The sequence below is a fragment of the Streptomyces sp. NPDC058525 genome (assembly GCF_042719495.1).
GTDB lineage: Bacteria > Actinomycetota > Actinomycetes > Streptomycetales > Streptomycetaceae > Streptomyces.
Genome location: NZ_JBHXNP010000011.1, coordinates 100755 through 113726, shown reverse-complemented (window position 1 = coordinate 113726; position 12972 = coordinate 100755). Strand labels below are relative to the sequence as shown.

Sequence of the window (12972 nt, the reverse complement as noted above, 5' to 3'; positions counted from 1 at the left end):
GACGTTCCGGGGACGGCCGTTGCCCTGGCTCATGTGCATGCCAATGGGTAGGGTGCCCCCGCCCCGCGAGAGGAGAGGACCCCTTGAGCCTCCAGCGCCGGATCCTGATCCTGGCCACCGCCGTCGTCCTGCTCGCCGCCGTCGCCGTGACGGCCCTCGTCCGGGCCTCCTCCGCGGCCGACGAGAAGAACCGGCCACAGGCCGAGGGCCCTCGGACCACCCGGGGCGCGGTCTCCCTGGACCCGGCCGACGGCGGTCCGCGCATCGTGTTCCGGAACATGGCCTGGGGCCCGCACCGCGACGAGCTCGCCACCGTCCGGGCCGCCGCGCCGGACGGGGACCGTACCGCCTCCGGCGTCTCCTGCCTGCGCTTCCACGCAGCGGCGGGCACCGGGATCTGCCTCCAGGCCGAGAAGGGCGGGGTCCCGGACCGCTACCGGGCCGTCCTGCTCGACGCCCGCCTCCAGGAGGTCGCCGCGCACGCCGTGACCGGCATCCCCACCCGCGCCCGGGTCTCACCGGGCGGCCGGCTCGCGGCCTGGACGGTCTTCGTCGGCGGGGACTCGTACGCCGGAACCGACTTCTCCACCCGGACCTCGGTGCTCGACCTGCGCACCGGCAGGCTCGAGGCCTCGCTGGAGGAGTTCACGGTCCTCAAGGACGGCAAGCCGTACCGCAGCGCCGACGTGAACTTCTGGGGCGTGACCTTCACCGCCGACGAACGGACCTTCTACGCCACGCTGGGCACCGCGGGCCGCACCCACCTGGTCCGCGGGGACCTGGCGGCGCGGACCGTGACCACACTGCGCGAGAACGTCGAGTGCCCGTCCCTGTCGCCCGACGGGACCCGGGTGGTGTTCAAGAAGCGGGTGCCGGGCCTGCCGGCCGAGGCGCCGTGGCGGCTGCACGTCCTGGACCTGGCCTCCGGCACGGAGACCCCGCTCGCGGAGGAGCGGAGCGTGGACGACCAGGTGGTGTGGACGGACGACCGCACGGTCGTCTACTCGCTGCCGGGGGACTTCGGAGCCGACCTGCACTCCGTACCGGCCGACGGGAGCGGCGCCCCCGCCCGGCTCATGGCATCGGCCCTCGCCCCGGCCTTCCTCGGATGAGCCGACGGATCGACGCGTCCGGAGAAGCCGGGGGAGGGCCGGTGCAGGAGCGTTACGCCAGGCGGGCTAGGCGGGGATCAGCGTGCGGCGGCGCCGCTTGCGCTGCGCACCGGCCGACAGCCTCAGCTCGATGATCGACCGCACGGCCGGCCACTCCTCGTCGAGGATCGAGTAGAAGGCCGTACTGCGGACCGCCCCGTCGAGCCCCCGCGAATGCGCCCGGCGGACGCCCTCGCAGGTGAAGCCGAGACGTTCCATCGCGGCCCGCGAGCGGCCGTTGCGGGCGTCCGCCCGCAGCGAGATCCGCCGCACCCCCCAGGTCTCGAAGGCATGGCGGAGCATGAGCAGCTTCGCCTCGGTGTTGATGCCGGTCCCCTGGGCGCCCGGGGACAGCCAGGTATTGCCGATCTCGGCGGCATCGGGGATCGCCGTCGCCGGATCGCCGAACGGAACGCCGGGTACTGCGGGCCACACCAGCGGCCCCTGCCAGTAGTCGAGTTCCAGGAACCGGGTCGAACCGACGACCCGCCCGTCCTTGGCTCTGATGACCGCGAACGGGAGCGATCGGCCCGCCGCCTGATCGGCGAGGGCACGGTCGATGTACTCGTGGGACGCCTGAACCCCATGGGGTACGGGGGTGAAGGCGTAAGTCGTACGATCCTCGGCACCGGCCACGGCCAGGGCCTCGGTGTGGTGGGGTGCGAGGGGCTCGAGCCGCACGGTGCGGCCGGCGAGGAGTACGGGTACGGGCACGGAGCCTTCGGTCCTTCTGGGCGGTGGGGTGGTTGCACAGTCTGCGTCCCTGACGTCGCCCCCAGTGCAAAACACGGGTGAAAGGCAACGGGCTGTCAGGTGAACGCGAGTGGCTCAATGTAGCCCCTTAAAGTCCTCTCATGAACCCCCAATTTGGCAATGGCGTGAACCTCTTTTTCGATGACTTGGGTCCCCGGGGCGGAGCGCCCGTAATCCTGATCCACGGACATCCGTTCAACCGCACCATGTGGGCCCCCCAGACGGCCGCGCTGACGTCCGCCGGATACCGGGTTATCGCCCCTGACCTGCGAGGATACGGAGAGAGCCCGGTGCTCCCGGGCAAGGCGCTGCTTGCCGATTTCGCCGATGACCTCGCCGGTCTCCTGGCCCGCCTGGGAATCGAACAAGTGGTCGTCGGGGGTGTGTCCATGGGCGGGCAGATCGCCATGGAGATGCGGCTGCGCCACCCGGGTCTGGTGAGGGCCCTCGTCCTGTCCGACACGACCGCCTTTCCGGAGACCGCGGAGGCGCGCAAGGCCCGTCTCGAGACCGCCGACCGGCTGGTCGCCGAGGGGATGGGGCCGTACGCGGAAAGCGTCATCGACAAGATGCTGGCGCCCTACAACGTGACCGGCATGCCGGAGGCCGCCGCGCGGGTGACCGCCATGATGCGCGCGACGGATCCGCAGGGCGCCGCGGCCGCCCTGCGCGGCCGCGCCGAGTGCCCCGACTACCGGCCCGTGCTCGCGCGGACCGCCGAGCCCTGCCTGGTCGTGGTCGGCGCCGACGACGTGTACACCCCGGTCGCGGCGGCCGAGGCCCTGCACGCGCTGCTGCCGGACTCGGTGCTCGCGGTCATCGAGCGCGCCGGGCACCTGCCGGGTGTGGAGCAGCCGGAGGCCTTCAACCGGGCGCTGCTGGAGTTCCTCGCCCGCCTCTGACCGGGGGTACGGCGCCCGCCGGCGGCCCGGCGGGCGCAGCGGCCGAAGAGGGGTCTATGTCCGGATCCCGCATCACCTTCCTCCAGGGCCAGGCCGGCCAGGGCGCGGCCCTCGCCCGGATCGCCGCCCGCGTCCGGGCGCGCGGTGCCCGCTGCGTCGCCTCCGACGGTGTGGCCGCCGGAGCCTCCCGCGCCTCGGCCGAGGAGGGCGCGCTGCTGCTGCGCGAGGTGGTCCGGATGACGGCCGCCGCCTCGGCGACCCGCAACTACCTGCACGGCGAGATGGAGTCGGCGGGCAACACCCTGCACCTCGTGTACGGCGACGGCCGCGAGCTCGAGCCGGCCCGCTCCCTGGCCGGCGCGGGCCATCTGACGCTGCTGATCACCACGGCGGAGACGGAGCCCGCCGAGAACCTGTACACGGTCCGGCTGCCGCGCTGCGCCGACGCGGTCCGCGTCGTGCTGGAGACGGTGGTCCTCCAGGAACTCGTGGCCCGGCTCAGCGCGGAAGGGGGCGTGCCGATCGAGTCCTTCGTCTTCGCGAACGACGACACGAAGGAGGGCGGGCTCGACATGTCCGACTTCGAGGTGGCCGCCTCCACTCCGTCGGGCTGATCCGCCCACCGCCCTCCGTGCCCGGCCCGGCGGCCGATACGGTGACCGACGTGGACGACGTATTGAGGCAACTGGGATCCGTGGGGCCCTTCTTCACCGTGGCCTATGGGAAGGAGCCGCCGCCCGGGCCCGGGTTCCGGCCGCTGACCGTGCTGTACGGGGAGCAGCTCGCGCCGTACGTCGCGGAGGTGGGGCGGCGCAACCGCAGCGGGCCGGGGCGGGTGGCGGCCTCGACCGCCCAGTTCGGCATCGCCGCCAGGCTCTGGTCGATCGGGCTGGGCTGCGCGGCGCTGGCCGGCCGGGTGCCGGACCTCGCCGCCGACCGGCTGTGGTGGCGGCTGCCGGGCGCGGGATCGCTGGAGCTGTGGCTGCCCGAGGCCGAGGAGCTGCCGGCCGGGGAGCTCGGCGAGAACGTGCTCGGCCATCTGGAGCTGCTCGACTCCGCGGTGCGCGAGCGGTTCGGGGTGTCGCCCAAGGTGCTGCGGGGCAACACCGCGTCGGGGCTGGTCGGGGCCCTGCGGGTACTGCTGGACCGGGTGCCCGGCAGCACGGCCGTGGAACTGGCGGCCGCGCTGCTCGCCGACGGCGGCGCCCTCGCCGGGACCGGCACCTTCGTCCACGAGGAAGGGCTCGGGGTGGCCTTCGTACGGCGCAGCTGCTGCCTCTACTACCGGGTGCCGGGCGGCGGCTACTGCGGGGACTGCGTGCTGCGGACCCGGTGAACGGCGAGGGCCCCCGGGAGCACGTGCTCCCGGGGGCCCCGCGGTGTTCCGGAACAGTCGGAACCACCGGAACTAGAAGGTGAGGTTCCAGGCGTCGATCTTGCCGGTGTCGCCGCCGGCGTTGTCGTTCACCCGGAGCTTCCAGGTGCCGTTCGCGACCTCCGAGGAGGCGTTGACGGTGTACGTCTGGTTGATGTTGTCGGTGCTGCCGCCGGTCCGGTTGTGCAGGCTGTACACGGTGCCGTCGGGGGCGATCAGGTCGACCTTCAGGTCACCGATGTAGGTGTGCACGATGTTCACGCCCACCTTGAGGGTGGCCGGGGCGTTGCCGGTGACCCCGGTGACGGTGACCGGGCTCTCCACGGTGGTGTTGTCGCCGATGGCGAAGTCACCGGTGTTCTCGAAGTACTTGCCGGGCGGCGGGGTGCTGCCGACGGCCTTGAGCGCGTCGACCTGGCCCTCGCCGAAGAAGCCGTTCTTCGTCGTGGTGCCCTTGCAGCGGCTGTCCGACGGGCAGGCGACGTCGTTGGCCTGGGTGGCCAGCTTGTCGCGCAGCTGCGCCGGGGTGATGCCCGGGTTGGTGCTCGCCAGCAGCGCGGCCACGCCGGCCACGTGCGGGGAGGCCATCGAGGTGCCGCTCATGCTGCCGTACTTGCCGCCCGGCAGCGTGCTGTAGATGCCGGTCGCGTCGCCGCCCGGGGCCGTCACGTCGATGACGTTCAGGCCGTAGTTGGAGTACGAGGCCTTCGCGGTGGTGCCCATCGCCGAGACCGTGACCACGCCCGGGAGCTCGGTCGGGATGTCCAGGCAGGCGTTGGTGATGGTGCGGGTGACCGGCGTCGAGTCGTTCGGGCTCTCGGTGTCGGTCGTCTTGTTGGCCAGGTCCAGGTTGGAGTTCCCGGCCGCCGCGACCTGGAGCGAGCCCTTGCCCTCCGCGTACTCCTGGGCGCGCTTGACGCCCTCGATGATCGCGGCCTGGTCGGCGTTGTCCGGGCAGTTGAACTGCCACGGGTCCGTGTAGTAGCTGTTGTTGGTGACCTTGAAGCCGTGGTCACCGGCCCACATGAACCCGCAGACGGTGTTCTCGGGGAAGAAGAGCGAGGTGTTCGGCTCGGCGATGCGCACCGAGGAGATCTTCACGCCCGGGGCCACGCCGATGACGCCCTTGCCGTTCTTGGCGGCGGCGACCGTACCGGCCACGTGTGTGCCGTGGGTGCCGACATCGCGCCAGGCGCCGGCGCGGGTGTCCGCCTTGCCGTAGGCGCAGGACGCGGAGTCCGCCGCGTTGAAGTTCGGCGCCAGGTCCTGGTGCTGGTCGTCCACACCGGTGTCCAGGATGCCGACCTTGACGGTGGCGGAGCCGGTGGTGACGGCCCACGCCTGGTCGGCCTTGATCTGGGTCATGTCGGCGCGGACCGGCTCGCCCGCCGGGGTGGTGGACTGGGCCGGGTTGGCGGGGAGCGCCGGGTTGTAGGCGTCCGCCGGGATGTCCGAGGTGCGGGTGGCGCCGACCTGCTGGACCCCGCTCACACCGCGCATGGTGGCGGCGAAGGTGCCGGAGGCGGAGTGGGCGACGATGACGCCGATGGCGTCGTACGAAGCGAAGACCGAGCCGCCGTTGGAGGCGATGGCGGTGCGGACCGCGGAGGTGTCACCGGGGGTGGTGATCACGAAGTAGGCACGGGTGCCGGCAACCCAGGTCGCACTCTGGGAAGTCGGGGCCGCGGCCTGCGGAGCCGCCGCGGCCGCCGGAGCGGACGCGGGGCCGGACGGGCCCACGGGGTCGGTGCCGGCGAGCGCGGCAGGAGTCCCGAAAGCCAGTGCGGCGCCGAGGGTGGCGGCCAGCACGAGGGTACGTCGAGGTCGGCTGGATATGTGGGGTATCAATGCGTCCTCCGATGACCCGGCGGTGCGGATGACACCTACCGGGCCGTACGAAACGAGTGGTGGACGCAAGATGTCAGACGCGTGCCCCGATATGGAAGTACCTTTTACCGCACGCATGTTCTCCGGCCCATGGCCGAAAATCGCCCCTACCGGGAGTAGTCGGGACCGACCGGGCTGGGCACCGTGGGGGCGAGCCCTGCCCGGCCGGCCCGAGCGGGCCCGCCGGCTACACCGGCACGCCGTCCTTGGCGGCTTCGGGCTGGGGCGGTACGGCGCCGGCAGGCTCGTGCGGCGCGTCGTCGACCAGGGTGGTCTCGTCGAACGGCAGCCGTCCGGCGAGCACCTCGCCGGCCCGTTCGCGGTCGAACTCCTTGGTCCACGTGCCGATGAGCACCGTGGCGACGGCGTTGCCCGCGAAGTTGGTCAGCGCCCGGGCCTCGCTCATGAACCGGTCGATGCCGACGATCAGGCCGACCCCGTCCACCAGCTCCGGCCGGTGGGACTGGAGTCCGCCGGCGAGCGTGGCCAGACCGGCGCCGGTGACCCCGGCCGCGCCCTTCGAGGCGATGACCATGAACAGCAGCAGCGAGATCTGCTCGCCCAGCGCGAGCGGCTGGCCCATCGCCTCCGCGACGAACAGGGAGGCCATCGTCAGGTAGATCGCGGTCCCGTCCAGGTTGAAGGAGTAGCCGGTCGGCACCGTGATGCCGGTGACGGGCCGCGAGACGCCCAGGTGCTCCATCTTCGCGATGAGCCGCGGCAGCGCCGACTCCGAGGAGGAGGTGGACAGGATCAGCAGGAACTCCCGCCCGAGGTAGCGCAGCAGGGCGAACACGCTGACCCCGGTGCACACCCGCAGCAGCGTGCCGAGCACCAGGAAGACGAAGATCAGACAGGTCGCGTAGAAGCCGATCATGATGACGGCGAGTGACTTGAGCGCGTCGATGCCGGTCGCCCCGACCACCGCGGCGATCGCCCCGAAGGCGCCCACCGGGGCCGCCCACATGATCATCGCCAGGATCCGGAACACCAGCTTCTGTAGGTGCCCGATCCCGCGCAGCACCGGTTCGCCCGCCGCGCCCATCGCCTGCAGCGCGAACCCGCACAGCAGCGCCACCAGCAGCGTCTGGAGCACCTCGCCGCCGGTGAAGGCGGAGACCAGGGTGGTGGGGATGATCCCCAGCAGGAACTCCGGCGTGCTCTCGGCCCCGCCCGCCTTGGCCTGCGCCTCGCCGGCCTGCTTGGCCGCCTCGGTCAGGTGCAGGCCGCTGCCCGGCTCCAGCAGGTTGCCCACGAGCAGGCCGATGGCGAGGGCCACGGTGGACATCACCATGAAGTAGCCGAGGGCGAGCCCGCCCACCGCCCCCACCTTGGCAGCCTTGCGGACCGAGCCGATGCCCAGCACGATCGTGCAAAAGATCACGGGCGAGATCATCATCTTGATGAGGTTCACGAAGCCGGTGCCCAGCGGCTTGAGCTCCACGGCCACGCCGGGTGCGGCGAAGCCGACGGCGATGCCGAGGAGCACCGCGGCGATCACCGCGATGTAGAGATAGTGCGTTCTGTCGCGCGTGGCGGCCACGATGCCTCCTGGTGGTGAATACGTTCCGGGAGGACCATGGCCCGGCGATGTGACCCCGGTCACCCTTGCGTTCATTGAGTTCACGAGCCGGTGCACACTGAGCGCCATGTTCCGTTTGCCCCGTCCGCCGCGCAGCCTCGCCGGCCAGCTCTTCGCCATGCAGGTGCTGCTGGTCGCCGTGGTCGTGGCCGGGTGCGCCGTCTTCGCGTACGCCACCGCCCGCGGCCAGGCCGAGGACGCGGCCCGCCGGCAGGCCGGTGCGGTGGCCCGCGCGGTCGCCGACTCCCCGTCGGTGCTGGAAGCCGTACGGGAGGGCCTGCGCGGCGGGGACCCCGCGGCCCGGCTCCAGCCGTACGCCGAGCGGGTGCGCGTCGACTCGGGCGTGGACTTCGTGACGATCATGGACCCGGCCGGCCGGCGCTGGACCCACCCCGACCCGCGCCGGATCGGCGAGCCCTTCCTGGGCAACACCGCCGCGGCCCTGCGCGGCCAGACCTTCAGCGAGACCTACACCGGCACCCTCGGACCCTCGATCCGGGTGGTCACCCCGCTCGTGGACGACGGCCGCGTGGTCGGCCTGGTCAGCGCCGGCATCACCGTCCGCGCGATCAGCGCGCGCCTCGCCGAGCAGCTCGCCGCCCTCCTGTGGGTCGCGGCCGCGGCCCTGGCCCTCGGCGGAGCGGGCACCTACATCGCCAACGCCCGGCTGCGCCGCCACACCCACGGGATGAACGCGGCCGAGCTCAGCCGGATGTACGACTACCACCAGGCGGCCCTGCACGGCGTGCGCGAGGGCCTGCTGATGCTCGACGGCCAACGCCGGATCACGCTGATCAACGACGCGGGACGCGAGCTGCTGGGACTGCGGGGCGCGGTCACCGGCACCGGTGTCGCCGACCTGGGGCTGCCCGCGCCGCTCACCGGAGCGCTGCTCGCCGACCGGCCCCGGGTGGACGAGGTGCACCTGGCCGCCGACCGGGTGCTCGTCGTCAACAGCTCACCCGTTGCGGGCGGCGGCCGCCGGGGCACCGTGGTCACCCTGCGCGACCACACCGAACTCCAGGTGCTGGCGGGGGAGTTGGACCACGAACGCGGATTCACCCAGGCCCTGCGGTCCCAGGCGCACGAGGCGGCGAACCGGCTGCACACGGTGGTCTCGCTCATCGAGCTCGGCCGGGCGGACGAGGCGGTGGAGTTCGCCACCGCCGAACTGGAGCTGGCGCAGGCCCTCACCGACGAGGTGGTCACCGCGGTCGGCGAGCCGGTGCTCGTGGCGCTGCTCCTCGGCAAGGCCGCGCAGGCCCACGAGCGGGGCGTCGAGCTGGTGGTCACCCCCGACAGCTCGGCCATCGACGGCGTGCCGGGGACCCCGCCGGCCCGGGACCTGGTCACCGTGGTCGGCAATCTCGTGGACAACGCCATGGACGCGCTCACCGGCGTCCCGGGCGGCCGGATCGCGGTCACCGTGCGCGGCGACGGGGAAGGGATCCTGCTGCGGGTGGCGGACAGCGGGCCCGGGCTCCCGGAGGGGGTGGACGTGTTCCGGCGCGGCTGGTCGGGCAAGGGCGAGGACCGCGGGCTGGGCCTGGCCCTCGTACGGCAGGTGGCGCAGCGGCACGGCGGCACCGCGGAGGCCGCCTCGGGCCCGTCCGGCGGAGCCGAGTTCACCGTACGGCTGCCGGCGCCCGTGCGGCCGGCGCTGGAAGGGCCATCGTCGGAAGGGCCATCGTCGGAAGGGTCGGCGTCTGACGGACCCGCGCTCGGCGGACCCGCGCTCGGCGGACCCGCGCTCGGAGGGTCGGCGTGAGCGGGCCCGAGGTGCGGGTCCTGATCGTCGAGGACGACCCGGTCGCCGCCGACGCGCACGCCCTCTACGTCGGCCGCGTCCCCGGATTCACCGCCGTCGGCACCGTGCACTCACTCGCGGAGGCCACCCGGGCCCTGGAGCGGACCCACGTCGACCTGCTGCTGCTCGACCTGACCCTGCCCGACGGGCACGGCCTGCGCTTCGCGCGCGGGCTGCGGGCGGCCGGGCACCCCGTCGACGTGATCGTGGTGACCTCGGCACGGGACCTGGCCGTGGTCCGCGAGAGCGTCTCGCTCGGCGTGGTCCAGTACGTGCTGAAGCCCTTCGCCTTCCCCACCCTGCGCGAACGGCTCCTGCGGTACGCCGAGTTCCGCGCGACGGCGGGGGAGGCGGCCGGCCAGGACGACGTGGACCGGGCGATGGCCGCCCTGCGCGCCCCGCGCCCGGCGGAACTCCCCAAGGGGCTGAGCGCGCCGACCCTGGACCGGGTCGCCGTGCTGCTGCGGTCGGCCCCCGAGGGGCTGACCGCAGCGGGGGCGGCCGAGGCGGCGGGGATCTCGCGGATCACCGCCCGCCGCTACCTGGAACACCTGGTGGACACCGGCCGGGCGGACCGCACCCCCCGGTACGGCCAGGTCGGCCGCCCCGAACTGCACTACCGCTGGCTGGCGGCGGCGACCGGCTCGGTGTCGAACGTGTAGAACTTCCGGTGGTCCAGCATGTCCGCCGGGGTCACGTCGTTCCACGGCCGCATGGTGTCGTGCAGGTCCACGACGTTCGCGGTGCCGGCCGCCGGCAGGTAGCCGGACTGCGGGTGGCGGGCCTGCCAGTCGGCCCACAGCTTGTCCACGAAGGCGTGGTGCATCCAGAACACCGGGTCGTTCGGCGAGACCCCGGTGGCCATCTGGCCGCCGACCCACACGTGCACCCGGTTGTGCAGGTTGGCGCCCCGCCAGCCCTCCAGGTTGTTGCGGAAGCCGCTGGAGGAGCTGTTCCAGGGGGCAGCGTCGTACACCGGCATGGCGAGTACGGCGTCCACCTCGGCCTTGGTCGGCAGTTCGGCGACGCTCTGGCCGAGCGCCCGGCGCAGGTACGCGCGCCCGTCGACCCGTACGCCTATGTTCCACTTGCCCGTCGCGTAGGCGAAGGGCCCGTCGAGGACCTGCCCGTCGCGGGCCCGGCCGGTGCCGCCGAGGAAGTCGGCGGCCCAGAGGGAGGAGCGGGCGGTGCGGTCGGCGGTCCAGTCCCAGTACGGGAGCGTGACGTTCGCGTCCACCTCCTGGAGAGCAGCCTCGAACTCCAGGAGAAACCGGCGGTGCCAGGGCAGGAAGGAGGGGGAGCGGTGGCCCACCCGGTCGCCCGAGTCGGTGTCGGCCATGATGAAGCCGTTGTGGGTGGTGACGAAGCGGTCGTACCGGCCGGTGCGCTTCAGCTCCAGCAGCGCGTTGGTGAAGGCGCGCTTCTCCTCGGGAGTGAGCGCGGCCTGGTTCTTGCGGACGGTCATGCCGTGCCTCCCATCGGGGCGAACGGGGCGAGCACGGCGCCCTGGAGCTCGCGCACGGCGGCGCGGGCCAGCGAGGTCGGGTCTGCGAAGGTTTCGTAGTGGTTGACCACGCTGATCCAGGTGCCGTCGGCGTTCCGCATCACGTGCAGTTCGCGGCCGTCTATCCGGACGGTGGGCATGCCGGGGGAGTGGTGGCCGCCGTGGTGGCCGCCCTGGCCGGGGGTTATCTGGATGCGTCGGCCCTTGTACACCTCGTCGACCGTGCCGGCGGGGGTGGCGGCGGCCCGGGAGTCGGTGGAGGCGGCGCGCGCGGTGGCGCCCGCCAGTCCGAGGACGGTGAGTGCACCGGCAGTGGTGCCCAAGGCCTGCCGGCGGGTGATCTTGTTCATGACCGAAGAAGTATCAGGGGTGCGCGGGTAGTTGACCGGTATCCGGACATCGGTGGATAAGTTGCGCATAAAACGAATTGCACGATCTTTCGATTCGGGCCGGCCTGCACGGCGTCGGCGGGAAGATCTGCGGCCCTCATGCTACTCGGCAGTAATTTCTTCGGTCCACCCCGGCGGCTATGGAGGGGGTCACACTGTGGAGTCGGCCGGAAGTGTGGCGTGACATCGGGGGGATATATCCCTTATTCACCTATAGTGCCGACATGGCTCTTCATGAGACGAAGGACGCACACGCCCCCGACGCCGACACGGACGTGTTCGCGTCCGCGCTGAGCGGCCAGATCCTCCCCAAGTACCGGATGCCGCAAGACTCCGCGCCCACCGAGGTCGTCTACGAACTCATCCACAACGAACTCCTGTTGGACGGGAACGCGGCGCAGAACCTGGCCACCTTCTGCACCACCTGGTCCGACGACGGCGTCCACCGCCTGATGAACGAGTGCCTCGACAAGAACATGATCGACAAGGACGAGTACCCGCAGACCGCCGAGATCGAGGAACGCTGCGTCAACATCCTGGCCGACCTGTGGAACGCCCCCGCCGGCGCCACCGCGGCCGGCTGCTCCACCACCGGTTCCAGCGAGGCCGCCATGCTCGGCGGACTCGCCCTCAAATGGCGCTGGCGCGCCCGCCGCCAGGCCCAGGGACTCCCCGCGGATCGCCCCAACCTGGTCTGCGGCCCCGTCCAGATCTGCTGGGAGAAGTTCGCCCGCTACTTCGACGTCGAGCTGCGCCAGGTCCCCCTGGAGCCCGGCGCCACCGGCCTGACGCCCCACCAGCTCGCCGCGTACGTCGACGAGAACACCATCGGCGTCGTCGCCATCCTCGGCGTCACCTACACCTGCGACTACGAGCCCGTCGCCGAGATCGCCGCCGAACTCGACCGCATCCAGGCCGAGCACGGCTGGGACGTCCCCATCCACGTCGACGGCGCGAGCGGCGCCTTCGTCGCGCCCTTCCTCCACCCCGACGTGGTCTGGGACTTCCGGCTGCCCCGGGTCGCCTCCGTCAACACCTCGGGCCACAAGTACGGCCTCGCGCCCCTCGGCGTCGGCTGGATCGTCTGGCGCACCGCCGACCTGCTCCCCGCGGACCTCGTCTTCGACGTGGACTACCTGGGCGGCGACATGCCGACCTTCGCCCTCAACTTCTCCCGCCCCGGCGGCGAGGTCGTCGCCCAGTACTACCTGTTCCTGCGCCTGGGCCGGGGCGGCTACCGGCGCGTACAGCAGGCCTGCGCCGACACCGCCCAGTACCTGGCCGCCGAGATCGCCGCGATGGGCCCGTTCACCCTCCTCTACGACGGCCGCGGCGCCCTGCCCGCCGTCTCCTACACCCTCGCCGACCCGGCCGGAGCGGGCTTCACCCTCTACGACCTCTCCGACCGGCTGCGGATGCGCGGCTGGCAGGTGCCCTCGTACCCGCTGCCCGCCGACCGGCAGGACACCGTCATCCAGCGGGTCCTCGTCCGGCACGGGGTGACCCGCGATCAGATCGCCCTGCTCGTCTCCGACCTGCGCCGCGCGGTGGAGCACCTCCAGGCCGCACCGCCCCCCGCGCCCGCGACCGAACCGCGGTCCGGCTTCCACCACTAGGCCCTT

The 12972-nt window shown here is 72.4% G+C and carries 12 protein-coding genes; 7 read left to right on the top strand and 5 right to left on the bottom strand.

Annotated features, from left to right (window positions below):
• The first annotated feature begins 83 nt into the window (after nt 1-83).
• The gene (locus ACFWP3_RS09015; RefSeq protein WP_384217838.1) at nt 84-1112 is read left to right on the top strand and encodes a TolB family protein; all 1029 of its coding nucleotides are present in this window, start codon (nt 84-86) and stop codon (nt 1110-1112) included.
• Nucleotides 1113-1178: 66 nt separating this feature from the next.
• Here ACFWP3_RS09015 and ACFWP3_RS09010 read toward each other — a convergent pair whose 3' ends face one another.
• Nucleotides 1179-1865 (bottom strand): GNAT family N-acetyltransferase, encoded by a 687-nt coding sequence (locus ACFWP3_RS09010; RefSeq protein WP_384217836.1) that lies wholly within the window; start codon nt 1863-1865, stop codon nt 1179-1181.
• 140 nt (nt 1866-2005) lie between these two features.
• Here ACFWP3_RS09010 and ACFWP3_RS09005 point away from each other — a divergent pair, with 140 nt between their 5' ends.
• The 3 genes from ACFWP3_RS09005 to ACFWP3_RS08995 are packed head-to-tail and all read left to right on the top strand — an operon-like array spanning nt 2006 to nt 4142.
• Complete coding sequence (locus ACFWP3_RS09005; RefSeq protein WP_384217834.1) at nt 2006-2806, top strand: alpha/beta fold hydrolase; 801 nt, start codon at nt 2006-2008, stop codon at nt 2804-2806.
• Nucleotides 2807-2862: 56 nt separating this feature from the next.
• Entirely contained in the window at nt 2863-3420 is a 558-nt protein-coding gene (locus ACFWP3_RS09000; RefSeq protein WP_384217832.1) for a hypothetical protein, read from the top strand.
• 50 nt (nt 3421-3470) lie between these two features.
• Entirely contained in the window at nt 3471-4142 is a 672-nt protein-coding gene (locus ACFWP3_RS08995; protein WP_384217830.1) for a (2Fe-2S)-binding protein, read from the top strand.
• Between the two features lie 72 nt (nt 4143-4214).
• Here ACFWP3_RS08995 and ACFWP3_RS08990 read toward each other — a convergent pair whose 3' ends face one another.
• Nucleotides 4215-5990, bottom strand: a complete 1776-nt coding sequence (locus ACFWP3_RS08990; RefSeq protein ID WP_384217828.1) for a S8 family serine peptidase — start codon at nt 5988-5990, stop codon at nt 4215-4217.
• A gap of 265 nt (nt 5991-6255) precedes the next feature.
• Entirely contained in the window at nt 6256-7686 is a 1431-nt protein-coding gene (locus ACFWP3_RS08985; RefSeq protein ID WP_384217825.1) for a cation:dicarboxylate symporter family transporter, read from the bottom strand.
• A 31-nt stretch (nt 7687-7717) separates the two neighbouring features.
• Between ACFWP3_RS08985 and ACFWP3_RS08980 the strand changes: the two genes are divergently transcribed.
• Nucleotides 7718-9418 (top strand): ATP-binding protein, encoded by a 1701-nt coding sequence (locus ACFWP3_RS08980; protein ID WP_384217823.1) that lies wholly within the window; start codon nt 7718-7720, stop codon nt 9416-9418.
• Nucleotides 9415-10119: a response regulator gene (locus tag ACFWP3_RS08975; RefSeq protein WP_384217820.1), complete on the top strand. Its 705-nt coding sequence runs from the start codon at nt 9415-9417 to the stop codon at nt 10117-10119. Before ACFWP3_RS08980 ends, ACFWP3_RS08975 begins: the two co-directional genes overlap by 4 nt.
• Here the strand turns inward: ACFWP3_RS08975 and ACFWP3_RS08970 are convergent.
• Together ACFWP3_RS08970 and ACFWP3_RS08965 are read right to left on the bottom strand one after the other, a co-directional pair.
• Entirely contained in the window at nt 10074-10922 is an 849-nt protein-coding gene (locus ACFWP3_RS08970; RefSeq protein ID WP_384217818.1) for a tyrosinase family protein, read from the bottom strand. The two genes, ACFWP3_RS08975 and ACFWP3_RS08970, sit on opposite strands and share 46 nt — an antisense overlap.
• A complete protein-coding gene (locus ACFWP3_RS08965) occupies nt 10919-11311 on the bottom strand; it encodes a tyrosinase cofactor (protein WP_384217870.1) in 393 nt (130 codons plus the stop codon). Before ACFWP3_RS08965 ends, ACFWP3_RS08970 begins: the two co-directional genes overlap by 4 nt.
• Before the next feature lie 263 nt (nt 11312-11574).
• Here ACFWP3_RS08965 and ACFWP3_RS08960 point away from each other — a divergent pair, with 263 nt between their 5' ends.
• Nucleotides 11575-12966: a glutamate decarboxylase gene (locus ACFWP3_RS08960; RefSeq protein WP_384217815.1), complete on the top strand. Its 1392-nt coding sequence runs from the start codon at nt 11575-11577 to the stop codon at nt 12964-12966.
• The last annotated feature ends 6 nt before the right edge of the window (nt 12967-12972 follow it).